Source organism: Bacillus sp. Xin1 (assembly GCF_013314535.1).
In the GTDB taxonomy this organism is placed as follows: Bacteria; Bacillota; Bacilli; order Bacillales; family Bacillaceae_G; genus Bacillus_A.
In genome coordinates, this window is sequence record NZ_JABUAE010000035.1 from 21,890 (window position 1) to 46,511 (window position 24,622).

At 36.1% G+C, this 24,622-nt stretch carries 26 protein-coding genes and 1 riboswitch; of the genes, 18 read left to right on the top strand and 8 right to left on the bottom strand.

Features of this window, described 5'->3' with window-relative positions:
• Nucleotides 1–18 precede the first annotated feature (18 nt).
• Both HRG09_RS22260 and HRG09_RS22265 read right to left on the bottom strand, forming a co-directional pair.
• Nucleotides 19–1,041, bottom strand: coding sequence for a proline racemase family protein (locus tag HRG09_RS22260; protein ID WP_174102989.1), 1,023 nt, complete (start codon nt 1,039–1,041; stop codon nt 19–21).
• Complete coding sequence (locus HRG09_RS22265; protein ID WP_174102990.1) at nt 1,038–2,216, bottom strand: NAD(P)/FAD-dependent oxidoreductase; 1,179 nt, start codon at nt 2,214–2,216, stop codon at nt 1,038–1,040. Before HRG09_RS22265 ends, HRG09_RS22260 begins: the two co-directional genes overlap by 4 nt.
• A 302-nt stretch (nt 2,217–2,518) precedes the next feature.
• Between HRG09_RS22265 and HRG09_RS22270 the strand changes: the two genes are divergently transcribed.
• The 4 genes from HRG09_RS22270 to HRG09_RS22285 all read left to right on the top strand — a co-directional run bounded on the left by HRG09_RS22270 (nt 2,519) and on the right by HRG09_RS22285 (nt 6,075).
• The gene (locus HRG09_RS22270) at nt 2,519–4,216 is read left to right on the top strand and encodes a sigma-54 interaction domain-containing protein (protein ID WP_174102991.1); all 1,698 of its coding nucleotides are present in this window, start codon (nt 2,519–2,521) and stop codon (nt 4,214–4,216) included.
• Nucleotides 4,217–4,286: 70 nt separating this feature from the next.
• Nucleotides 4,287–4,547: a (2Fe-2S)-binding protein gene (locus HRG09_RS22275; RefSeq protein WP_174102992.1), complete on the top strand. Its 261-nt coding sequence runs from the start codon at nt 4,287–4,289 to the stop codon at nt 4,545–4,547.
• Entirely contained in the window at nt 4,544–4,876 is a 333-nt protein-coding gene (locus HRG09_RS22280; protein WP_174102993.1) for a (2Fe-2S)-binding protein, read from the top strand. Before HRG09_RS22275 ends, HRG09_RS22280 begins: the two co-directional genes overlap by 4 nt.
• Nucleotides 4,873–6,075, top strand: coding sequence for an NAD(P)/FAD-dependent oxidoreductase (locus HRG09_RS22285; RefSeq protein ID WP_174102994.1), 1,203 nt, complete (start codon nt 4,873–4,875; stop codon nt 6,073–6,075). Before HRG09_RS22280 ends, HRG09_RS22285 begins: the two co-directional genes overlap by 4 nt.
• 110 nt (nt 6,076–6,185) lie before the next feature.
• On the opposite strand, the gene HRG09_RS22290 is transcribed toward HRG09_RS22285, so the two are convergent.
• Nucleotides 6,186–6,392: a DUF2711 family protein gene (locus tag HRG09_RS22290; protein ID WP_254610152.1), complete on the bottom strand. Its 207-nt coding sequence runs from the start codon at nt 6,390–6,392 to the stop codon at nt 6,186–6,188.
• Nucleotides 6,393–6,530: 138 nt separating this feature from the next.
• On the opposite strand from HRG09_RS22290, the gene HRG09_RS22295 reads away from it, so the two are divergent.
• From HRG09_RS22295 to HRG09_RS22335, 9 genes are all read left to right on the top strand, one after another.
• Nucleotides 6,531–8,048 carry a spore germination protein gene (locus HRG09_RS22295; RefSeq protein WP_174102996.1) on the top strand — a complete coding sequence of 506 codons (1,518 nt, stop codon included), beginning with the start codon at nt 6,531–6,533 and terminating at the stop codon, nt 8,046–8,048.
• Nucleotides 8,045–9,127 (top strand): Ger(x)C family spore germination protein, encoded by a 1,083-nt coding sequence (locus tag HRG09_RS22300; protein WP_174102997.1) that lies wholly within the window; start codon nt 8,045–8,047, stop codon nt 9,125–9,127. Before HRG09_RS22295 ends, HRG09_RS22300 begins: the two co-directional genes overlap by 4 nt.
• A gap of 12 nt (nt 9,128–9,139) precedes the next feature.
• Nucleotides 9,140–10,240, top strand: a complete 1,101-nt coding sequence (locus tag HRG09_RS22305) for a GerAB/ArcD/ProY family transporter (RefSeq protein WP_174102998.1) — start codon at nt 9,140–9,142, stop codon at nt 10,238–10,240.
• A 58-nt stretch (nt 10,241–10,298) separates the two neighbouring features.
• Complete coding sequence (locus tag HRG09_RS22310; protein WP_174102999.1) at nt 10,299–10,805, top strand: PCYCGC motif-containing (lipo)protein; 507 nt, start codon at nt 10,299–10,301, stop codon at nt 10,803–10,805.
• 121 nt (nt 10,806–10,926) lie between these two features.
• Nucleotides 10,927–11,175 (top strand): YhdB family protein, encoded by a 249-nt coding sequence (locus HRG09_RS22315; RefSeq protein WP_174103000.1) that lies wholly within the window; start codon nt 10,927–10,929, stop codon nt 11,173–11,175.
• 98 nt (nt 11,176–11,273) lie between these two features.
• Nucleotides 11,274–12,155: an LCP family protein gene (locus HRG09_RS22320; protein ID WP_254610153.1), complete on the top strand. Its 882-nt coding sequence runs from the start codon at nt 11,274–11,276 to the stop codon at nt 12,153–12,155.
• Nucleotides 12,156–12,298: 143 nt separating this feature from the next.
• On the top strand, nt 12,299–12,718 hold the full coding sequence (locus HRG09_RS22325; RefSeq protein ID WP_174103001.1) for a disulfide formation protein C: 420 nt from the start codon (nt 12,299–12,301) through the stop codon (nt 12,716–12,718).
• Nucleotides 12,719–12,730: 12 nt separating this feature from the next.
• Entirely contained in the window at nt 12,731–13,138 is a 408-nt protein-coding gene (locus HRG09_RS22330) for a thioredoxin family protein (protein ID WP_174103002.1), read from the top strand.
• 74 nt (nt 13,139–13,212) lie between these two features.
• Nucleotides 13,213–13,428, top strand: coding sequence for a DUF1540 domain-containing protein (locus tag HRG09_RS22335; protein WP_174103003.1), 216 nt, complete (start codon nt 13,213–13,215; stop codon nt 13,426–13,428).
• A 126-nt stretch (nt 13,429–13,554) separates the two neighbouring features.
• Here HRG09_RS22335 and HRG09_RS22340 read toward each other — a convergent pair whose 3' ends face one another.
• The 3 genes from HRG09_RS22340 to HRG09_RS22350 all read right to left on the bottom strand — a co-directional run bounded on the left by HRG09_RS22340 (nt 13,555) and on the right by HRG09_RS22350 (nt 15,861).
• Entirely contained in the window at nt 13,555–13,827 is a 273-nt protein-coding gene (locus tag HRG09_RS22340; RefSeq protein WP_174103004.1) for a hypothetical protein, read from the bottom strand.
• A gap of 289 nt (nt 13,828–14,116) precedes the next feature.
• Nucleotides 14,117–14,878 carry a L,D-transpeptidase gene (locus HRG09_RS22345; RefSeq protein WP_174103005.1) on the bottom strand — a complete coding sequence of 254 codons (762 nt, stop codon included), beginning with the start codon at nt 14,876–14,878 and terminating at the stop codon, nt 14,117–14,119.
• Nucleotides 14,879–14,994: 116 nt separating this feature from the next.
• Entirely contained in the window at nt 14,995–15,861 is an 867-nt protein-coding gene (locus HRG09_RS22350) for an SDR family oxidoreductase (protein WP_174103006.1), read from the bottom strand.
• A 234-nt stretch (nt 15,862–16,095) separates the two neighbouring features.
• Between HRG09_RS22350 and HRG09_RS22355 the strand changes: the two genes are divergently transcribed.
• The 4 genes from HRG09_RS22355 to HRG09_RS22370 all read left to right on the top strand — a co-directional run bounded on the left by HRG09_RS22355 (nt 16,096) and on the right by HRG09_RS22370 (nt 21,268).
• Nucleotides 16,096–17,397, top strand: coding sequence for an NCS2 family permease (locus HRG09_RS22355; RefSeq protein WP_174103007.1), 1,302 nt, complete (start codon nt 16,096–16,098; stop codon nt 17,395–17,397).
• 90 nt (nt 17,398–17,487) lie between these two features.
• Nucleotides 17,488–17,592: riboswitch (SAM riboswitch) on the top strand.
• Between the two features lie 85 nt (nt 17,593–17,677).
• Complete coding sequence (locus HRG09_RS22360) at nt 17,678–18,793, top strand: sugar ABC transporter substrate-binding protein (RefSeq protein WP_174103008.1); 1,116 nt, start codon at nt 17,678–17,680, stop codon at nt 18,791–18,793.
• Nucleotides 18,790–20,277 carry a sugar ABC transporter ATP-binding protein gene (locus HRG09_RS22365; RefSeq protein ID WP_174103009.1) on the top strand — a complete coding sequence of 496 codons (1,488 nt, stop codon included), beginning with the start codon at nt 18,790–18,792 and terminating at the stop codon, nt 20,275–20,277. The genes HRG09_RS22360 and HRG09_RS22365 overlap by 4 nt, the downstream gene beginning before the upstream one ends.
• Nucleotides 20,255–21,268, top strand: coding sequence for an ABC transporter permease (locus HRG09_RS22370; RefSeq protein WP_174103010.1), 1,014 nt, complete (start codon nt 20,255–20,257; stop codon nt 21,266–21,268). Before HRG09_RS22365 ends, HRG09_RS22370 begins: the two co-directional genes overlap by 23 nt.
• A 99-nt stretch (nt 21,269–21,367) precedes the next feature.
• Here the strand turns inward: HRG09_RS22370 and HRG09_RS22375 are convergent, their stop codons facing one another.
• Complete coding sequence (locus tag HRG09_RS22375; protein WP_174103011.1) at nt 21,368–22,222, bottom strand: patatin-like phospholipase family protein; 855 nt, start codon at nt 22,220–22,222, stop codon at nt 21,368–21,370.
• Nucleotides 22,223–22,725: 503 nt separating this feature from the next.
• Nucleotides 22,726–23,187 (bottom strand): MarR family transcriptional regulator, encoded by a 462-nt coding sequence (locus tag HRG09_RS22380; RefSeq protein ID WP_174103012.1) that lies wholly within the window; start codon nt 23,185–23,187, stop codon nt 22,726–22,728.
• A gap of 147 nt (nt 23,188–23,334) precedes the next feature.
• On the opposite strand from HRG09_RS22380, the gene HRG09_RS22385 reads away from it, so the two are divergent.
• Nucleotides 23,335–24,543: an MFS transporter gene (locus HRG09_RS22385; protein WP_174103013.1), complete on the top strand. Its 1,209-nt coding sequence runs from the start codon at nt 23,335–23,337 to the stop codon at nt 24,541–24,543.
• The last annotated feature ends 79 nt before the right edge of the window (nt 24,544–24,622 follow it).

Genomic DNA, 24,622 nt, shown 5'->3' on the forward strand with positions numbered 1-24,622 from the left:
AGTTTAAATATGGTTACATCAATGCCCTTCCATCGGTGGAATAAGAATAAATCCATCTTTTAAGATGTCTTCCTCATGATATAAAAATTGGTGCATCCCCATCATCCATGCTGATCCAGTAATTTCTGTAATTACAGCTTCAATTCCCCCTACATGAGTCGTTCTAACGATTTTCCCTTTAAATAGCGAACCGACAATACTTTCATGTACAAATAACTCTTCCCTATCAATCTTCTGATGAGCGTATAATGTAGCAAGCTTAGCTGATGTTCCTGTCCCGCACGGCGAACGATCAATCCCGCCCGGTGGTACAATTACTGTATTTTTCACATCAGCACGTTCGTCCGTTGGGTCACAAAAAAATTCGACGTGCGTCACTCCTTCGATAAAAGAAAATTCCGGATGTGAAATTTGCACGGTTGCATTAATGGCATCACGAATTTGAATCGCCGTTTCTATAATCTCTGTAGAGTTATCTGTTGTTAGTTGCACACCTAGCTTTCTCGCATCTGTAATTGCATAAAAATTACCACCATAGGCAATATCACATTGTACATTCCCTATATTTTCGATATGTACTTCTACAGACTTTAATAAAAAAGCAGGCACGTTACAAAATGTTACTTCTTTTGCTTTTCCGTTTTCCACATGCACTTTCGTTGTAACAAGGCCGGCCGGTGTATCTAATTTAATATGGGTATACGGTTCTTCCACCTCAACCATACCCGTTTCAATTAAAGCCGTACAAACGCCAATTGTATCGTGACCACACATTGGTAAATATCCGCCTGTTTCTATATAAATAACACCCACATCAGCTTCTGGGTCACATGGATCTGTTAATAAAGCCCCAGACATCACATCATGACCGCGTGGCTCAAACATAAGAAATGTCCGAATCCAATCATACTTTTCTTTCATAAATAACATCTTTTCTGACATTGTATTTCCTTCTAACTTCGGAAGACCATTTATGACTGTCCTTGTTGGATTTCCACCTGTATGCGTATCAATTGTCGTAAACACTTTTTTTACTTTCACACACGTTCCACCCTTTCTTGAAAGCGATTGTGGCTTAGTGATTCAATCGGTACGGTTGTCTTTTGCCCCTCAATCATTTCCGCAATAAGCTTTCCTGTAATGGCTGCCAAACTAATTCCATCCCCTTCATGACCCGCAGCAATATAAAAACCTGGCACCTCTTCGACATGAGAAATAATTGGCAAATGATCTGCTGTCCACGGACGTAGCCCTGCATATGTTCGAATAAGCAACATATCTGCCATCTTCGGATAAAAGCGAATCGCTCGCTTCGCAATACACTTGATAACATTTGAATCTACCTTCGTTTGAAAACCGACAAACTGCCTGCTGCTGCCAATTAAGAAATTTTGACTTTCTGTCGGCTCAAATACAAGAGCAACTCCATATTTCTCTATTTCCTCGTCCACATGACGTGTGCCCCCAAACTTACTAAGTAAATAACCAAACTCCATTACTTTTCTCATTCCAACTGGCTCTTGTCTTGAAGCTACGATAATATGACCTTTTCTCGGCTGAATTGGAATTTTCACATCGAGCATATCACCAATAACAGGCGACCATACTCCCGCTGCATTTACGACCTTATTCGCTGTAAATGTCCCTTTATTTGTTTCAACAACAAACATACCAGTTACATCTTTTCGAATACGGCTTACTTCTGTATGAAGATACACATCTGTTCCTTGCCTTTTCGCTTCATCAAGCAAAGAAAACGATAATAAATACGGATTAACAGTCGAGTCCGTTGCACACTCTAATCCACCTAATAAATCATCAGCAAAATACGGTGACTCCTGCCGAATATCTTGCCTGTCTAACATTCGAAATGGTAAACCTACTTCTTTTTGCCACTTTACCCATTTCTCTGCAGCAATCATCTCTTCTTCACTTTCACATACTAAAATACTGCCTGGTGCTCGGTACTCAAAAGAGTGACGTAATTCTTTCGCTAGTTGATCAACAAGTTTTTGACTCTCAAGAGACATTTGACTATCAAACCCAGGATCTTTATCAATCGCTAAAATGTTCCCATCACACCGCGAGGATGTACCACTCGCAAGTTCTCCCCTTTCTAGTAACGTCACCTCTCTCCCGCATTTTGAAACGTAATAAGCAATTGCACTTCCAATAATGCCTCCGCCAATGATAAGAACATCACAATGCTTTGTCATGGCTTCCCCTCTTTTCTATTTATAAAGTGAAACTTATAGCGGCCATCACTTTTTCATGTTCGTACATTCTTTTACTTGCAATTAAAATGCCAACTTAATAGAAAACGATCGTTAGCAAAGATTTTCTGCCCCTCACTTCATCTCTTTACTTTTTAAAGTACTTAAATCATTGTCTTCAAATAGCATACGAAAACAGTTATTTAACTTTTCCGAAAAACATTTTACATTCACTTTAAAAATGTGTAAAAATAATGAAATAGTGTATAAAAAACTTACAGTCAATCCAATAAGGAGGCTTTAGTATGACAATCGAACTCCCTTCTATAGATCAACTTATGAATACAAATTTTTTCTTCTTTCCATCGCTAGAAGAGTGGCAACAAAATAATCATACAAATCATAAAGATACAACCGTTCTAATCAAAAGAAACAATGATATATACATGCTTACTGCTGACGGTACGTATCAATCTTGCTATACAACTTCCTACTATTCTTCTATTTCACATATATTAAAGAAACTAAAAAACTATCATGCAGTTGTTTTTACAAATGCCTCTCATAAACCAATTGGTTTTATTACAGCTGTTATGCTAGCTGAAACTATTTTTCAGTCTTATGAATATTTACAAGCTTATTTTGAAACCGTTATCAAAACAACCGATGCTTCAGTTACCGTCATTGACGATCAGGAGAATGTCAATGTGTGGACAAATGGGGCAGAAGCAATCTTTTCCGTAAGACGACAGGATATTTTAGGAAAACCAATTACAGCATTTTTTCATGAAGACATGCTAGAAATATTAAAAACACTACAAGAAGGTCGCTCACTACATAAACATCAACATCAACCGAGAGAAGATTTAATTGTACTCATTAACTCCAATCCCATTTACTTGCGCAATAAAATTATTGGAGCTGTTGTATCCGAAACAGACATTACGAGCCAAGTTCGGCTCAATCAGGAACTATTCTCTGTTTCTACCAAGATGCATCAATTAGAAAAACAAGTTGCTAAATTAACACCGCCTGCTAATCCCTTTCATGCGATTAAAGGAAACAGCTCCACACTACAACAAACAATTAAAACTGCGAAAAAGATATGTACAACAAAATCAACTGTACTCATTTTAGGAGAAAGCGGCGTTGGAAAAGAGCTATTTGCAAAAGCAATTCATGAAGCGCGTGAAAATGCACAAGCTCCGTTTATTTCTATTAACTGCGGTGCAATTCCTGAATCACTATTTGAAAGTGAACTTTTTGGCTATGAAAAAGGAGCTTTTTCTGGAGCTGATCAGAAAGGAAAAAAAGGAAAAATTGAGTTAGCAAAAGGGGGCACCTTATTTTTAGATGAAATTGGTGAAATGCCAATGGAAATGCAAGTAAAACTCCTTCGGGTCCTGCAGGATAAAACCTTTTATCGCGTAGGTGGTATAAAAGAATTACATGCTGATTTTCATATTATTGCCGCTACAAATCGAAACTTAAAAGAACAAATTGCGAAAGGAAAATTTCGTGAAGATTTATTTTATCGTTTAAACGTTGTAAGTATTGATGTACCGCCACTACGCGAAAGAAAAGAAGATATTGTGGAGCTCATCCACTCTTTCTTATATGAGTTTTCGATTCAATATAATCGTCCAATTCAAAGTATTCCGCAAGACGTTATGTATGAATTGCTTGAGCATACATGGCCTGGAAACATTCGTGAACTGCGTAATGCCATTGAACGGCTCGTTGTTTTTGCGACAGATGGAATCATAAAACGAGAAGACCTTCCCTTCTCTACAAAAACACAAAAAGAACAACCGCCGGTTCCTCTTAGAGTAGATATAACAGAAGGCGAATTACTTGATGATGCTTTAAACAAATATGAACGAAATATCATTCAACATGCACTTGAATTAGAAAATGGCAATAAACTTGCTTGTGCGAAACGTCTTGGGATTACACGGGCAACCTTATATAATCGCATGAAAAAATTAAGCATCCCATTTTAATCTTTGTCTAGATTGGCATGTATTTTGCATATAAATTAGCAAACAACCAATCTAACAAGGGGGATTTGTCATGAACATTGCAGACGATTTTGTCATTTGTCGTTGTGAAGAAGTAACATACAAGGAACTGCTTCATACAGCGAACACATATAACTGCTCTACACGAGAATTAAAACTACGTACCCGAGCGGGAATGGGATTTTGCGGGGGTCGAACATGTAGATGTGCACTAGAAAGCTTTATATCATCCCGGGAACAGAACCATCAGCCATTAAAACATCAACCGCCGGTTCGTCCCATTACCTTTGACTTGTTAGGTGATAGAACATGAGTAATCGTATCATTCATCACCCAATTCTCGGTAACCTATCAGACAGCAAAACCATCTCTTTTACATTTAACGGAACGAAGTATGAAGGAATCGCTGGCGAAACAGTTGCCGCTTCCCTATTCGCCAATAACATTCGGACTTTCCGTGTTCATGAAGAAACAGGAGCCCCGCGCTCTATTTATTGTAATATTGGCCATTGCTTTGAATGCCGCGTCACAATAAATGGCAAACCAAATGTGCGTGCATGCATGACTGTAGTTGAAGATCAAATGGTAGTACAAAGTGGCTTGCAGCAACCTACTCCTTTAAAAAAGGAGGATCACATATGATTGATGTGATTATTATCGGCGCTGGTCCTGCGGGATTATGTGCAGCCATCGCCTGCAAAACATATGGACTATCAGTGAGAGTTTTTGACGAATTTATAAAACCTGGAGGGCGCCTCCTTGGGCAACTTCATCAAGAACCAAACGGTACATGGTGGAATGGTATAGAAGAAACAAAGAAACTACAAAAACAGTTACAAGACTTAGCACTTCCTATTGAATGCGGTGTAACCGTACATGATTTAGAAAAAAATGAAAATGAATGGGCTGTTCATACAAATATCGGTACCTTCCAAACAAAATACGTTCTTCTTGCAACAGGAGCAGCTGAGTTCCCAACTCCGCTTCCCGGCTGGACCTTGCCCGGCGTTATGTCCATTGGGGCTGCACAAGTTATGACGAATGTACACCGCGTCAAAGTCGGTAATAAAGGAATCATTATTGGGGCAAATATATTATCATTTGCGATTATGCATGAATTACAGCTTGCTGGACTGGAAATTGACAGCATCGTTTTACCACCGAAGCATACAGTAACAAAACAAAGTGCACAACCGCTTCATGTTTTGAATTCTTTGCTTCACGTTGCTCACATCGCTCCCTCCCCTTTATTAAAAATTGGGAGCCGCTTTATGAAACAGCATGCAATGCGAAAATTAGCCATTCAATTTTATCCAAAGCAAGGAATGAAAATTTGGAATGTACCGCTTCATTTGCGAAAAGCTGCCGTTGAAATTATTGGAGACAAGCAAGCCCAAGCTGTGAAGATTGCTACGATTACATCAGATGGAGAGATCATTCCTGGAACTGAAGAAATACGTCCTGTTGATTTTGTCTGTATTGCTGGTGGGCTTTATCCACTAGCAGAATTAGCAGCTGTCGCTGGATGCCCTTTTCATTACATCGAAGAACTTGGCGGGCATGTTCCGCTTCATAATGAAACAATGGCTACACCGCTTCCTGGTCTATATGTTGCTGGGAATATTACAGGTATTGAAAGCGCGAAGGTCGCCATGGCACAAGGAACCGTTGCCGGAACTGCCATTGCAAAAGAAATACAACCATCTCATTTACATCTCGATTCTTTACTACAGCGGGCCATCCAAAATGTAAAAAGAACGCGTGAAAATGCAACAATTCAATTTCACCCACATATTTCTAGGGCCCGTGAGCAACTGCTTGCCCTCTCTCAGCAAATGTGAAGAGCAACCATTACTTCCTTACTACGATGAATTGTATGAACTAGCTCTGTTAAATGATACTATCAATTTTTATAAAAATGAAAGGAACTTCTGAGATGGAAGTTCCTTTATTAAAAATACCAGTGAATATATGTTTGTTCGTTACATATTATGGCTTCCCAATTCATCGATTGAGCAATGCGCTTAATATTTTCATCTTTCGTAAAGAATAGTGTTGTGAAGGAGTCATACGTACTCATAAAAGCAAAACCCATATTGACATCTATCATTTCAAATACAAACGATAACAGTAAGAATTCTTTAATATTTTGTTTCATGCTTTCAATATCGAAAAAGCTGTTCAAAAGGCACACACTGTCTAACTTTTGGACAGTTTTTTTATGTTTCCTGTATAAAATTCCGCCTTCCCCAAAAACTAACGAGAACATTCCATATAAGGGAAAGGAGTGAAAAATATGTTTGGCTTATCACGAAAAAATGCTAAAGCAAAAAACAAGAAAACAAGCTGTACCATTCCAGAATTTATTCATACGATGAAGGAATCTACTGATTTTGTTTCTTACAAAATTACAGAAAACAGTGCACTGTGTCTTTTTTATTATAAATCTGTCGTAGAAGCACTTATCATTAAACAATTTATTTTAACGCCTATCAAAAAGCAATTAGAACATATTCAAGACATCGCTGACTTAACTAACATCGTCTCTATTGAAGACATTGTTATCTCACCTTCCATTGACGATATTCGTGAAAAGTTATTGGGGGGATATGTGCTCGTTAAACTACAAAATATATCACAAGCTGTACAATATGCTCTAGTTCGAGCAGAAAGTACCGTCCTTGGTAAGCGTTTATATAATGATACAGAAAATGAATATAGCGTAATTGGACCAAAAGTTGGTTTTGTGGAAAATATTGATACAAATCTACATTTATTACGCCGCAGTATTGTAACAGAGCAATTAATTTTTAAAGAAATTGTTGTTGGATCTATATCCAAGACAAAAGTTGTAGTGGCCTATATAGACGGAATTACGAATGAGCAGCATGTTAAAACTACGACACAACGTTTAGAGGACATCGATTTCGACGTCCCCTTTGATGCAACCATGATTGAACAATTTATTAGTGATAATAGTAACTCACCCTTTCCTTTACTCTTACCAACAGAGCGGGTTGATCGAGCTGTATTTGCTTTAATCAATGGTGAAGTGTTAATTTTAACAGACAATTCTCCCTATGCATTAGCTGGACCGACAACACTATTAGATTTTTTCATTTCACCAGAGGATTACTATTTGCCATGGATGATCGGCTCAGCTTTCAGATTGATTCGCTTTTTTGGGGCTATATTTTCTCTATTTTCCTCAGCAATCTATACAGCTGTATTAACATTTCATTATCAAATGATTCCAGCAGACTTGCTAGGACCCATTATTTTTTCTAGAGCCAATGTACCCTTTCCTCCAATCCTAGAAGCACTTTTTTTAGAAATTACAATTGAGTTATTGCGCGAAGCCGGCGCCCGCTTACCTACAAAAGTTGGGCAAACAATCGGTATCGTTGGTGGAATTGTAATCGGACAAGCTTCTGTTGAAGCAGCCTTAACAAGTACAATCCTGTTAATCGCTGTGGCTTTATCCGCACTTGCTTCTTTTACAACACCAACTGTGAAAATGTCTACTACCATTCGTTTACTCCGATTCCCACTCATCCTTTTAGCGGGGGCCTTCGGAGGACTTGGTCTTATTGTAGGATTTGTTTTTATATTGGCACATTTACTGCATTTAAAATCACTTGGATCACCTTACTTATTACCCTTATATCCATTTCGTGGTTTCGGTTCAGCAGAAGGTTTCATTCGCTGGCCGTTTAGTCAAACAGCTCAGCGACCTTCTTTTTTGCGCCCCAAATCAAATTGGCGCTATAGCCCAAGCCAAGCAAAAAGAAAACATGATGGTGGAGAAAAATGAGAAACATTCTAATTTTATTCATAACGGTGCTGTTATGCTTCCAAACCGCTTGTACGCAAACAAATATAGTAGATACGCAAAGAATCATTCACATAGCTGGATTTGATATAACAAAAGATAAAAAATTTCAAGGTACTATCTTATATCCTGACTACACGCTTGGTGTAAAAACAAAACCAAAAACTCAGTCAACCACTGCAAGATCTCTTGAAACGATTGCTTCTCGTCTAAATGCAAAATCACCTCACAATGTTGTTTTAGGGCAAATGCGTGTCGTGTTATTTGGAAAATCTATGGGTTCATATGGAATTGATGAAATCATCAATAATTTACAACGCGATCCTAATATTGGGCGAGATGTACAATTAGCACTTGTAGATGGTTCAGTTGAAGAACTTCTAAAACATGTCACATCAAACGGTTCATTGTATCTAGTTGACTTACTTGAACAAAATATAATGAATGAAAATATTCCTCGGACAGCTCTGAATATTTTTTTATACGATTATTATTCATTTGTATGCGATCCATTTCTTCCTTACATTCAAATCGATAAGGATCGCGCAGTTTCTGTAAAAGGTCTTGCTTTTTTAAAAGATGATAAAGTGATGATGTATACCGATAAAAAAGACTCTTTTTTAGTAAAATTGTTCCTTAATCCGACTAAAAATGGTCGTTATGAAGCACAAATAAAAAAAGATAATCATAAAGGTTTTGTCGTAGCACAAAATTTATCCGGAAAAAGTGACTATCATGTTGATCAAACAGGCGCTACTCCTAAAGTAACCATCCGTTTAAAATTAAACGGATTAATAAAAAGCTCCCCTAGTTGGCTTGATTTATCAAAAAAGGAAAATATACACTCTATAAAAAATCAAGTAGAGCAAAATATTAAAAATCAGTCTCAAAAATTGATTCAACAATTTCAGCAAAAAAAAATAGCCCCTTTAGGAATACGCGAACAAATTAGAAGTCGGTCAAGAAAATGGAGCATACAACAAATTCAAGCAATGTATCCATCTATCGATATTAATATGGAAGCTGATGTTAACGTTGTACAATCTGGTATCGGAGAATAGTGAGGTGATAAGATGGATACAACCAGTAAAGAAATAACTGTTTCCCCTTACTTCGTATTTTTTTTGATTCACTCTCTTCAAGTTGGAATCGGAATTTTAGGTTATCAACGCATTATTGCAAAAAGTGCCGGTTATGACGCTTGGATTTCCCTTATTCTCGCTGGAATTGCAACTCACTTTGTATTGTTTTGTATGCTAAAAATGTTGGAAAAAGATAACGACCTCATCAATATTCATACAACATGCTTTGGAAAATGGATCGGTTCCTTATTTTCTTTGCTTGTTACGATTTATTTTTTATTATTTTGTCTCACTGTCCTTCGTACATATGTCGAAGTAATTCAAGTTTGGGTATTTCCGACCATTAAATTATGGAAACTAACTTTAATCTTTTTATTAGTCACTTACTATATTATAAAAGGTGGGTTCCGTTCTGTAGCAGGGATGTGTTTTTGGGGAATTGTGCTACCTATTTTCGTATTGTTCTTTTTAGTTTTCCCAATGAAATACGCACACTTTCGTAATATTTTACCGATTCTTACTCATTCACCTTTAGATATTGCAAAATCAGCGAAAGACTCTGCGTTAGAATTTCTAGGATTTGAAGCGCTCCTTTTCTTTTATCCACTTATTGAAAAAGGAAAATCTTTAAAAAGATGGGCACATGGCGGTGTTGCTTTCACAACCATTCTTTATGTACTTTTAGCGCTTATCTCTTTTATGTACTATAGTGAAGGACTACTCAAGCATACAATTTGGCCTACGTTAACGATGTTAAAAATTATTAAAATCTCTTTTATTCAGCGGTTTGAATATATTATTATTTTTGTATGGTTTCTTATCATTTTACCAAATCTTTGTTTAACAATATGGTCCTCTTGTCAGTCTATGAAGCGTTCATTCCGTATCCCATTTAATATCACGCTACCTTTTTTTATTCTTGTCGTATACATTGCTTCCTTATTTTTTACAAACCGAGAAAGTATCAACACATTAAATACAGTTTTATCCCAGACGGGTATATACATTGTATATGTCTATATCCCTATCCTTTTTCTATGGCACTCGATTCGTTGGCGCTTGAAAACCAAACAAAACAACACTTCTCCATAGGAAAGCAGTAGAGAGTTTGATACAATTTTACTAACACAAAAACAAAGGGGAAATGCAGATGAAAAAATATCTATTCTCTCTACTTGTAATAAGCAGTCTTGTGCTTTCTGGATGCAGCGTTGCAGACAAACAACAATCTTCTGAACCTAAAGAAGAACACGAAGAACACGCTTCCCATTCTCAGCAAGGTGACATCCAAGAAATAACAAAAGGGATTGACACGCTCCCAACATTTTTGGACAAACTAGATCCACAAATGAAGGATATCTATGCAGTTGCAGGAAAAAATGCCGAATTATTAAATTGGATACCTTGTTACTGTGGATGCGGAGAAAGTGTGGGACATAAAAACAATAAAAACTGTTTTATCCAAGAAATTAAACCAAGTGGAGAAGTTGTGTGGGATTCTCACGCAACGACTTGCGTAAACTGTTTAGAAATTGCGGTCGAATCTGCATCGATGCAACAAAAAGGAAAATCCACTCTTGAAATTCGAAACTACATTGATAATAAATATAAAGAGGGCTACGCAAAACCAACGCCTACCCCAATGCCAAACGCGTAAAAACGAGGAATTTCCTCGTTTTTTATTTTTCACATAACATTTTCCTTAACAAATTCTTTCAAGTGTTTTTCTTCTTGCTTGGTGTACACTATATATAACTCCTCAGTAAGGAGGGTACACAATGCACACATATAACGACTACGATAAAGCTCTCTATTACACGTATTGTTGTAATTGGGATAAGTTGCTTGTTTTAATGGTACAAACTGACGATCAATTATTTTCTAAACGAATCGAGCATTTTTTACATGCTTACAAATATGCAAAAGAACTACCAGAAGTAGACAAACAGCTGCAACTTCTATTTCAATATATCGATCATGCTTCACAAAAGTCACATATAGAAGAAATAGATCAAGTACAAATGTAAATGAAGCGCTATTCTCCCTCTCGAGAATAGCGCTTTTTGAATATTTTTCCAATTATTCGTTCATAATACATATATCAATAGTGGACGGACGTGATGATTTGTATAAATCCTTGTACATATTTCTCTGTATGATTATATTGCTTATCGGTTGTGAAAAGGCGAATAATCCTCATTCGTTTCACGGAGTAAAACAGGAAAAAGACGTATGGAATATGTTAATCCTCGGCAGCGATTCACGAGGTGAACGACAAGCTCGTGCCGATACAATTATGATTGCCCAGTACAATAAAAAAGAAAATACAGCAAAACTCGCTTCTATTATGAGGGATAGTTATGTAGAAATTCCTTCTTATGATAAAAAATATAATAAAATCAATGCCGCCTATTATTACGGCGGTCCTGAATTATTACGCAAGACAATTCAACATAATTTTGGAATCGATGTTTCTCATTACGTTACGATTGATTTTGAAGCATTTGTAAAAACTGTAGATACTGTCGCACCTGAAGGGATTGACGTAAATGTTACACAAACAATAATCGATGATATGGGATTACATTTACAACCAGGCGTGCAGGCTCTTCATGGCAAAGATTTATTAAAATATGCCCGTTTTCGTCATGATACTGAAAGTGATTTTGGCCGGGTGAAACGGCAACAAGAAGTACTGCAAGCATTAAAGCGAACGCTTACTGATAAGGTTCACTCTATAGATGGGGCACTGAGTTTACCAATAATGGCACGCGAACTCTCCCCATATATAAAAACAAACTTAGATATAGGAGCTCTATTTACACTTGGAAATAGTATTCTGTTTCAGCCCATTGATAAAATGGAAACAATGCGAATTCCAATTGATAAAGAATATGAATCAGCTTTTATCGAACATGCTGGTTCCGTCTTAAAAATGAATCAAGAAACAAATAAAGAAGCAATTCAAGAATTTTTCAATGTAACAAAAGCTGTAAACCGCCCTTAAAAACAAGGTGTATACACCTTGTTTTTTTCATTTCCAAGTTTTCTCCTCATAAAACTTTCCTTGATAAAAATATTTTCTCTTTATTTTCTTGTCCTCTTCATACTATAATTTAGTATGTAACTATTATAAGAGAGGTAAAAAACATGACACGTGAAACAAAACAAGAATATGCATTGCTTGCTGCTTGGGGGGCTTCTTTTATTGCGACACTTGGAAGCTTATATTTTTCTGAAATTATGAAGTTTGAGCCTTGTGTACTTTGTTGGTATCAACGTATTTTTATGTATCCATTTGTTTTATGGCTTGGCATTGCACTTGTAAAAAAAGACTACCGCATTGCTACATACTCTTTACCAATTGCAAGTATCGGTGCCTGTATTTCGCTCTATCATTATGCGATTCAAAAAGTTTCCGCATTCTCAGAAGCAGGAGCAGCTTGTGGCCGCGTGCCTTGTACGGGACAATATATAAATTGGTTTGGATTCGTCACAATCCCGTTTTTAGCACTTATCGGATTTATCACGATTGCAATTTGTAGTTTTATTGTAATTAAAAACAAATAAGGAGATGAAATCATGAAAAAAATGCTTATCTTCGGCGGTATTATTATCGTCTTATTTGCGGCTATTTTTGCTGTAACGAAAATGGAATCAAATAAAGAGAAAAGTTATTATACAAATAAAATTTCTTCTGATGAGATCCGTAAGAATAATGAAGAGAAGAAAGAACAAACGATTTATTTCTATCAAACAGGTTGTGTACACTGTGAAAAAGTTACCCCTGTTGTTGTTCCAATGACGAAAGACATGAACATTGATATGAAAGTTATTGATATTTTAAACGACAACCCAACTTGGGATGAGTATAAAATTAAAGGAACACCAACGATTATTCATTTTAAAGATGGTAAAGAAGTAAGTCGTATTCACGGCGAACAGTCAAAAGAAGATTTTGAGAAATGGTTTAAGGAAAACACAAAGTAACGAGAAAAGGAAACTCCTTCTATACATGAAACGTGTGTAAAATTCCACACTAATGTATAAGGAGGGGGATTTTTATGCCAGAAGTACGCTGCTCTGTTTCCAATTGTTCATTTTGGGGACAAGGTAACTTTTGTCAAGCAACTTCAATCTTTGTTCAGCCTGATGATCAAAACACGAATCAATCAAATACTGACTCTTATACAAATTCGGCCTTAACAAGCGAAACACTTGAAAGCTCTGCAACAACAAGTGTTGAAACATGCTGCCAGACGTTTAGACCGAAATATTAATACATGAATCCCCATCCATTTTTGAGATGGGGATTTTTCTTTCATATATAATATGTACAAACTATGGCACAATCGCTTATCTTCCAACGCCTAAAGATATAGAAGCATACCGCTAAAGGTATGCTTCTATATCATAACAACCCCATATTTCCAAGCATCATGCATCAGCGTCATATACAAAATCAATATAAAAACGCTTCCAAATAATGTTACCCAGCGATATATTCCATCTTCTCCTTCCCTTGCTTCAACAAAGGACCAAATAAAGCCAACTAAAAGTATTAAATCAATAAAGGTAATGTAAAAATCAAACATAAATGATACGTACAGATAAATAATAAATAAACAATTCGTTAACAAAAAGATTTTAAATGCAAATTGACTATTCCCTTTTCTCATAACATGCCCGCCCCCCAATCTGTACTGTATTATATTCACAAGAACAAAATAGTTGCGATTGGGCAGGCTAATTTACACTTTGCCATATTTCCATCCTATACATCGCGGCTATGAAAACAAATGGAGATTTCCACTCATTCGCTCTCTTTGTTTTAACACGGCATGGGGTTAAAAAAGCACTGGCCGCTTCTAGCCACCGGTGGATCCTCTCCTCTCTCCCACCCCAAAAGAAAGGTCTTTCGCCTTTTCTTTATACAGTAAATAAGCTATCGTCTATTTACGATAGCTTTTATGGTACATTATATTTCCGTTTATAAATATTCCCTAAAATGGAATAAGGAACTTGTTCATAACGAATTTTCTCCCCTGTTTCATCCATAATATACAAATTATTTCCTATATAATAGCTGCCATTTTTCCCTCGGGAATAAACAGCATATCGTTCATTTGGCAATACCGTTTTTACTTCCGTAAATTGACCATTAGGTTCCTGCCAAAATATATTCATGCGATCCACAAGTGTCAATGTTCCAATTTGTTCTTCTTCTATTATTCGTCCATTCCAGCTTATAACACGATACCCGAGCTGATGCGCTGCATATTCTGGAGATGTGTAAAACTGCGAAATAATGACTTTTGTTTGTAACGATACCCGGTCATATAACCATTGTATATCGCGATCATGCATGCGAATACAACCATTTGATTCCCTTCCTCCAATGGTTCCTTCTCGATTTGTACCATGAATTGCATATTCTTTTTCATTTAAACCGAGCCACCTTGTTCCAAGTGGATTATTCGGTGCACCACCTGGAATCTTCTTACGGTGATATTCTTTGTTTTTATATTTATTAATGACACAAAACGTACCTTCAGGAGTCGGAGTTTGGCGCTTTCCAGTTGTAACAGGAAAAGTTCTTACATAGTTTCCATTTTCAAAAAAAGATAATTGATTTGTTTTAAGGTTAATTAGTATTAAATGATCGCTACTAGCAAAAGTGCTAATTGGCAGACAGAAAAAGAGTATTACAACGAAACATATCTTTTTCATTCATATCCCCCCAAGCATCCCCCTTTAAAATTGACCATAATATATGAGAGTACAATTAGCTTTTACTATGAGTTCTATTCTTATGAATGAAAATACAAAGCGCCTCCCTCTTATTTTTACCCATTTACAATTACACCACCATTTACATGAATAATCTGTCCTGATACGTATGTGGAATCTCCTGAAGCTAAATATACATATGCAGGTGCCAATTCGTATGGTTGACCAGGTCGCTTCATTGGAACATTACTTCCAAATTCAGCTACCTTTTTCTTATCGAAACTTGCTGGAATAAGCGGTGTCCAAATCGGACCTGGTGCAACACCATTTACGCGAATCCCTTTTTGTACTAAAGATTTTGCGAGTGAACGTGTAAAAGCAACAATTGCTCCTTTTGTTGCGGAATAATCAATAAGCTGTTCATTTCCTTCATATGCAACAATAGAAGCTGTATTTATAATTACATCGCCCTCTTTTAAGTGTGCAAGAGCGGCTTTTGTAACGTGAAAATAAGAAAAAATGTTAATGCGAAATGTTTTTTCAAGTTGCTCTGCTGTAATGTATTCTAAACTTTGCTGCGGATATTGCTGTGCAACGTTATTTACAACAATATTTAAGCCACCTAACTGAGAAGTAGCTTCCTTCACAACTTGTTGGCAATGTTGTTCATCGCTTAAATCACCCGGAAATAATATACACTTCACACCTTGGTTTTCAACAAGGCTTTTTGTCTCATTTGCGTCTTCCATTTCATCTAAATAAGCAATCGCAATATTTGCTCCTTCTTTTGCAAAAGCAATGGATACTGCCTTCCCAATTCCGCTATCCCCTCCTGTAATAAGTACATTTTTCCCTCTTAACTTTTCACTACCACGATAATTCGGATCCTCGTACTTCGGAAGAGGGTCCATCATCGATTCTATTCCTGGCTGTTTATTTTGGTGTTGCGGTGGCAACGTTAAAAACTTTTTTTGTTCTGCCATGAATCTTTCAACTCCTTTTCATTGCTCTTTCTTATGATGTACACAATTATGAAAAGTACTTATAAGAAGGGAAAACCCGAAACATAAGAGTATTTTCTTGATTAACATTCGAAATTAAGACATAAAATATGAATTGTTATAAACTTTTTATACAAAACGCTTGCAAAACATTTAAAAAACGAATATTATATATAACTGTTGTGATTATCATTCGTAAACAGAAAGGATGTTTATATGTTTAACCTTTCAAAACATAAAACTTCTATAAAAACTGAAATTATGGCAGGTATAATTACCTTCTTAACAATGGCATATATTATTGTCGTAAACCCTATCATCCTTGGCGATGCGGGTGTTCCATTTGAACAAGCATTTACAGCGACAATTATTGCAGCTGTTGTCGGAACATTATTTATGGCAATCTTTACAAACTTACCAATTGCAATCGCACCAGGTATGGGACTTAACGCTTATTTCTCTTACTCTGTTGTAAAAGCACATGAAGGTATGACATTTACAATTGCATTCTCTGCTGTATTCGTAGCAGGTATGATTTTAATTTTGCTATCATTCACATCTTTCCGTACAAAATTAATGGAAGCTATTCCTGATAACTTAAAACACGCAATTACTGCTGGTATTGGCTTATTTATTGCTTTTATTGGTTTACGTATGACAGGAATTGTAGTGAAACATGAATCAAACTTAGTTGGACTTGGAGACCTTCATTCTGCTCCAGTACTACTAGCTTTAGCTGGCCTTGGGATCACGCTTATTCTTATGTCTTTAAATGTAAACGGAGCACTATTCTTCGGAATGTTATTAACAGGAATTATCGCTTATTTCACAGGACAATTAACATTCTCAAACGGCGTTACATCAATGCCTGGATTACCAGAAGGAATTATTGTTTCTAATCCAATTACAGCTATTTCTGATGTTATTAATTATGGATTATATGGCGTTGTATTCTCGCTCTTCCTTGTTACATTATTCGATACAACAGGTACACTACTTGGCGTTGCCCAGCAAGGTGGCTTTATGAAAGACGGTAAACTTCCAAAATCAGGACGAGCTCTTTTATCTGATTCTTTCTCAGCAACAATTGGATCGATGTTCGGAACAACACCATCAACAGCATATATTGAATCATCTGCAGGTGTGGCAGCCGGCGGACGCACTGGTTTAACAACAATTACAGTTGCTGTGTTATTTATATTTGCTGCATTCTTCGGGCCTCTAGTAGGTGCTGTTTCAGGTGTCCCAGCGATTACATCTCCATCATTAATTATTGTTGGTAGCTTAATGATGGGATCTGTGCGTCACATCGATTGGGATGCATTTGAAGAAGCATTCCCTGCATTCTTAGTTATTTTAAGCATGCCACTTACATCAAGCATTGCAACAGGTATTGCACTTGGATTCATTTCATACCCTCTTATGAAAATGGCAAAAGGACAATTCCGTGCTGTACATCCACTTGTATACGTATTTGGTATTTTGTTTGCTTATCAGTTGATTTTCTTACCGCATTAAAATTCCTCGTAATGAGGAATTTTTTTTTATAAAAAGTGTTTGACAACATTATGTAAATGTGGAATAATTCGAACTAGTTAAATATTTGATGTCTTATCAAGAGCAGGTGGAGGGATGAGCCCTACGAAGCCCGGCAACCGACCCATAATGGGCACGGTGCTAATTCTTACAACACATTGTGTTGAAAGATAAGAGTAACGTGATAAGACGTCTTTTCTCTATAGAAAAGGCGTTTTTTATTTCCTCTCCTCCCCTCTCTTCATTCAGGAGGGATTTTTTTATGAAAAAATTGTGTTCCATCTTATTAATCATTCTCTTGTTCGTATTAACAGCCTGTACAAATGAACAAGATGCTGTTTCTTCACAGAAACAACAAACCATCAAAAAAGAAACGACTTCAACGCAAAGTAGTTCGAATACAGAAATTCCAAAACAAGTGAAAAAACCTCTAAAAGTTGCTTTAATTATGCAAATGTCTATCGGGACTTTCTCTTCCCAATATATTGAGGGTGTCAAAAAACAAATTGAACAATTTGGTGGTAGCGTACAAGTGTACAACTCCGATAATGACTTAGCAAAAATGGCAGCCAATCTAGATACCGCGATTAATTCGAAAGTTGATGGAATCTTAATTGATCACGGTCGCTCTGAGGCGCTAAAGCCAGGTGTAGAAAAAGCATTACAAGCAAATATTCCAGTCGTCGCATTTGATAATGATTTACGTTTACCTGGTGTAACTGTTATTGATCAAGACGACTATAGTCTCGCATGGAAGTCGTTAAAAACATTAGCTGAAGATTTAAATGGCAAAGGAAATATAGCTGTAGTATGGGTTGGGGGCTTTGCTCCAATGGAACGTCGTAGTGTTATTATTGATGCATTTTATAAACGTTATCCAAATATAAAAGAAGTGGCTCGATTCGGTACTGCTAGTAATAACACGCCACTAGATACACAAACACAAGTAGAAGCATTATTAAAGAAATATCCTAACAAAGGCGATTTACATGCTATTTTTGCTTCTTGGGATGAATTTGCCAAAGGGGCTGTAAAAGCACTTGAACAAGCTGGTCGCACTGATATAAAAGTATACGGCATTGATTTAAGCAACGAAGATTTACAATTAATGCAAAAAGAAAATTCACCTTGGGCTGCAACAACTGCAACTGATCCAGCTGAAGTAGGTAAAGTACAAGTACGCTTCCTGTATAAAAAAATTGCCGGCGAACATACGCCAGATATTTACTCGTTAGACCCATACCTTGTAAAGAAAAATAGTTTACCTACAGAAAGTATCACTATGGAACAATTGTCTAAATACATAAGCGGCTGGGGAAATTCAAAAGATGCGTACTCACCTTGGATGAACAAATTAGAGAAGGAGAAAAAACGATGACATTCTCACTTCAAAACATTACACATTCTTATACAACTACCCCTGTGCTACAAGATGTTTCCATAGAGGTACAAAAAGGACAAATTCATGCGTTACTTGGAATGAATGGTGCAGGAAAAAGTACTTTATTAAAAATAGCAACTGGCGAAATCCGTCCAGTTGCCGGAAAGATAAAAATTAATGAACAAACCATTTCTTTCACTTCGCCAAAAGATGCAAAAAAACATGGTATTGCTTTCGTTACACAAGAAGTAGATCACGGACTTATTCCAAACTTGTCTGTATTAGAAAATCTACTAATCGATTACTTAGCACTAAATAGTAAAATGCTATTCTCAAAATCACAACTAACACAGCTTGCTAAAAAATATTTGCAAGCCGTGCACATCGATTTAAACCTTTGGGAAGATATTTCAAACTGTTCTTTACATGAAAAACAATTACTTCTTATTGCAAGAGCATTATCAAATAACACAAGTTATCTCTTATTAGATGAACCAACGTCTTCACTTGGACCGAAAGAAGTCGAAAACTTTGGAGATCTATTGCAACAGTTAAAATTACAAGGAATTGGAGTCATATTAATTTCTCATCGTCTATCAGAAATCAGAAGATTCGCAGATGTTGTAACTGTATTACGAAATGGTACCGTTTCATTATCAGAAACTATCACAAAGATTACTGACCAACAAATTGTTGAAGCTATGACAGGAAAAGAACTTACAATTCCAGTCAATACACAAATAAAGCAGCCTACAGAAGATCTATTTCAAGTTCAACATCTTCAGTTACACAAAAATCGTTCTCCTATTTCTCTTACTATTCGAAAAGGAGAAACAGTTGTTATATATGGATTAATCGGAAGCGGAAAAACAACACTTGCAGAAACATTATTTGGGGCTCGTCATGCTTATCAAGCAACGATAAACGACCAGAATATAACCATTAAGACACCAAGCGATGCTATTCAAGCGAAGATTGCACTTGTACCTGAAGAAAGGCGAAAACAAGGATTATTTTTATCTGAAAACATTATAGAACATGTGAATTTACATCAATTAGGTTGGAAACAAAAAAAGGTAGAAATCCAATGTGCTGAAGCAGCTATTGATTCATTCAGCATTTCACCAAGTAACCCAATAGCTTCCGTCCATTCACTTAGCGGCGGTAATCAGCAAAAAGTTTCTATTGCGAAATGGACGGGCTTTAAGCCCAATCTCTTTCTTTTAGATGAACCAACAAAAGGTGTCGACGTAGCTGCAAAACAAGACATTTTTCAATTTATTCGGCACATTACAGAGAATGGCAGCTCCGTTCTCTACTTTACAGGCGAACAGGATGAAGCATTACACATTGCTGATCGTATTTTAATACTAGTGAATGGAGCATTTGTAGGTGAATACCTTCCTCATGAACTTTCACCTGAACAACTTTTACATTTATCTGAAGGGAGCTATTCCGTTGAATCTAGTTCACGAAACTAAAACGAAAAAAACATTCCTATCTACTAATCTTTTTTATCAATTTAGTACAATTGCTATTATTATAGGAGTGACAATTTTCTTCTCAATTGTAAACGATTCTTTTTTAACTTATAACAATATTAGCGACATTTTACGTTCCGTTTCTATTGTTACATTACTTGCAATTGGGGTCACCTTCACATTAATTGTTGATGGATTTGATTTGTCAGTTGGCTCTACAGCTAGCTTAGCGACAATCGCCTCTGCTGCATGTCTCGTTTTATATCGCCAAGAATTATGGATGACACTCCTTATCCCTATACTTTGTGGCCTATTAGTTGGGTTGTTAAATGCACTACTTATTATTCGTATTAAATTACCTGACTTACTAGCTACACTAAGTGTCATGTATATTGTTAATGGCGTACACTTAACATTTTCAAAAGGATCTTCTATTTACGAAGGAATGTCTGGAGCAAACGGAACTGCTTCAGGACATTTTATTCCATCCTTTCTATTTATCGGTCAAGGGGCTCTTGCTAGCATCCCAGTTCCTGTTATTATCATGCTTATAGCAGTTCTCATTTCCTATCTATTTCTAGAAAAAACAACGTATGGTCGTTTCTTTTATATGACAGGTGGAAATCGTGAAGCTGCTAGATTAGCTGGAATTCCTACAGATCGTTACCGTTTATATGCTTATATGATTAGCGGTTTATTCGCCTCGATTGGTGGGATTATTTTAAGTAGCAGAATTGGAACAGGGCAAGTTTCAGCTGGCGCACCATTGCTAATGGATGCCGTTGCAGCTGCTTATATTGGCTATGCAATGTTTGGCGCAAAAAAAACAAATGTAATTGGAACATTTCTTGGTTCTATCTTAATTGGAATTATATTAAATGGTTTAACAATGATGAATGTTCCTTATTATGCACAAGATATTATAAAAGGTAGTATCTTAATTGGTGCACTTGCATTTTCATTTACTAAAAAGAAATATACTCGAAAATAGTAAAATAAACACCTTGGCTCACAAGTTTCTTGAACCAAGGTGTTTTTTCTCTTATTCTGTTTTTATTCATAGTTGTATCGTTTAACCATCCATTAACGATTAACTCCGCAAAAACGCCTGCAAATCAGCAAATTGTCTCTTCGCATCTTTATAACCTTGATCATATAAATTTTGCAGTTTTTGCTGATCTTTCTCCATTCGATCCACTTGAAGTGGCACTTCTGGACGAATGACGAATAAATTACCGGCTAGCTCTTCTTTCTCAATATAATGAAGTGTCTCATTATATACTTCATAACGCGAAAGCATCGTATTAACAAGATTAGGATATTTCTTATAAGCCTTCGCTGCAATCCATCCAAATTTTGATTTTTTCTTAGCATATCCGTGATTTCTCGTTAAAATAACAACTGATTTCTCATAGCCATCTTTTTGTGCTTTACGAACTGGAATTGGATCAGAAATTCCTCCATCCAGTAATTGTTTACCACGGTAATTTACAACTGGTGCGATAAATGGTAATGAGCTAGATGCTTGTAACAAAGTCAATGCCTCTTCATTTGTTCCTTCTTTTTCAAAATACATTGGTTTACCTGTTTCACAGTCTGTCGTCCCTACTAGAAAACGCTCTGCACTATTAAAATATGTGTCAAAATCAAATGGCACGTGCTTTTCTGGAATTTCACGAAAAATAAAGTCCATATCAAATAGCTGTCGTTTTTTCCATAAATTTTTGTAAGATAAGTATCTTGGATGTGTTGCATAATCAATATTTACTGTTTTATTTCGATTTCTTTGTCTTGAAATATATGACGCCGCATGACAAGCTCCTGCTGAAACACCAATAATATATGGAAAATATAAATCCTGTTCCATAAAGTACTCTAGTATTCCACCCGTATATACGCCGCGCATACCGCCGCCTTCTAATACTAAACCCGTATTTTCAAGCATTGTTTTCTCTCCTCTTTATATATAAATCTATTTTGATTTTCCAACATATCAGTCGGGGCCATAAAAACAAAAAGTGACTCCCTACTCGTTTCCTCCTTTTGGTTTCACATAGCATGGGGCCAAAAAAGGCTCTGACCGCTTCTATCTACCGGCGAATCTTCTCTATCACCCTAAAAGAATAGTTTTAGAATTTCCATTTATATATAAATCCAATTTGATTTTCTAACATATAAATCGTGGCTATGAAGAACAGAAAGAGACTTTTACTCATTTTCTCCTTCTGTTTTCACATGGCATGGGGCTAAAAAAGCTCTGACCGCTTCTATGTATGGCCGGATGCTCTCACCCATCTGAAAAGAATGGTTTGATGTTAGTTTTTTAATTTGAATTTATATATATCTAGACTCTTTAACTATTCATCTTGTTAAGTATCTCTTTCTATTATATACGAGTCTTTCCAAAAACTATATTCAGAAGGCTTAATGCGAGCAAAAATTATTCCTCTACTTTTCTAAATGCGCTCCGACATCCTTTACAAACCTTTGAATTAATGACAATTCCTCTTCTGTATACTGATTTAAAAGTACTAGCCACTTCTCTTCAGCTTGTTGATGAAGTGTCTCATGTGCTATATAAATTTCATTTCCTTTATCTGTTAAACGAAAAAATATTTCTTTTTGATTATCTAGCATTTTCATCTTTTCAACAAATTGTTTATTAAACAATTTTGTACAAATTTTAGAAATGGCTCCCTTTGTCATTCCCATCTCTTCCGTAATCGCTGTCACATTCATTAAACCTTTTGTTCCTATGCATTGAATTACGTGTAGTTCTGATAGAGACATACCGCTTACACCTGTCTCACGAAGAAACCGCTCATTATTTTCCTTCATATGCTCTTCTTTTTTATGAACAAGTGTACGAATATCCGAAAGTATTTCCATTTGCCTCAATGTACGGTCCAAATCAGATCCCCCCATAATACTTTATAAGTTTCCGCAGAAACAATTTAACTACATACCATTTTAAAATCATTTTTTTATCTTTACAAGTAAGAAAATAATGTTACAATTTATTTAGTTTCCAAGGAAACTAAATAAGGAGGGCTTATTATGAAACATTCATTATCTTCATCAAGATTACACTCCATTTTGTATATTGTTTGTATTAGCGCTTTATTAGGTTCTTTTACCCAAAATATTTACACACCTGTTTTACCAATGATTCAAGATTCCTTTCACACCTCTCTTTATCTTGTAAATTTAACCGTCTCACTTTTCACCTTTGTCCTTGCCATAATGCAGCTTATTTACGGGCCATTAATTGATACAAAGGGACGCAAATATATTTTAATTCCTAGTCTATTCATTAGTACAATCGGAGCTATTGGCTGCGCTTTTACAACAAATATTTATGTATTTCTTAGTTTCAGAGCCGTTCAAGCAGTAGGCATTGCTGCCATTCCTGTTGTAGCGGCTACTATTATTGGAGACTTATTTGAAGGAAAAGAGCGCGGAAAAGCAATGAGCCTTTATCAAATGCTACTTGCTCTTGCGCCTGCAATAGCTCCTCTCATGGGCGGCTATCTTGGAAATATAAATGGTCACGTATCTATTTTTCTTTTTTTATCTACGATCAGTGTAATCTTATTACTTATCAATATTATATTGCTTCCCGAAACGAAACCATCTATACCTAAAAAAGCCAAAGCAACAAATAATTATTGGCGCATCTTACAAAACAGGATTGGTTTTTTTATTGCTCTCATTGGCTTTATACAGTTCTGTATTTACTTTTGTTTTCTCGTTTTTTTACCTAGCATACTCACAAATTTATTTCATCAAAATGCAGGTGAAATTGGAATGATGTTTGTACCAATGTCCTTATGTATTATGCTAGGAAGTTATTGCTACAAGTTTTTACAAAGATTCCTTACAACAAAACAAGCTTTACTGATTACTAGTTTTTTCAATATCATATGCGTCATTCTATTCTCTTTCACATACCATCTAAGTATTCCCACGTTTCTCCTTATCATATCCCTATACGGCTTTAGCATGGGGTTATCCATGCCGACACATACCACCTTATTGACAGAAGAATTTGTAGAAGAAAGAGCAACTGCCATTGGAATTTATAACTTTATCCGTTATATTGGCATGGGTACAGGACCAATTGTAGGTAGTTTTCTATTATTTAATCAAAATTACTTTTGGATCTTCTTTACATGGGCCATTCTTTTTCTAATCGTGGTCTTATATGCGATGAAAAAGCTAACTCGTTATCACACAAGAAAAAACGAGATTCAAAAAGCTAAATAACAGGCAAAAAAGAGCGTGTCCAAAAACAGCTCACAAACTGCTATTTTAAAGTACATAAGAAGAATCCATTTTGAAGAAG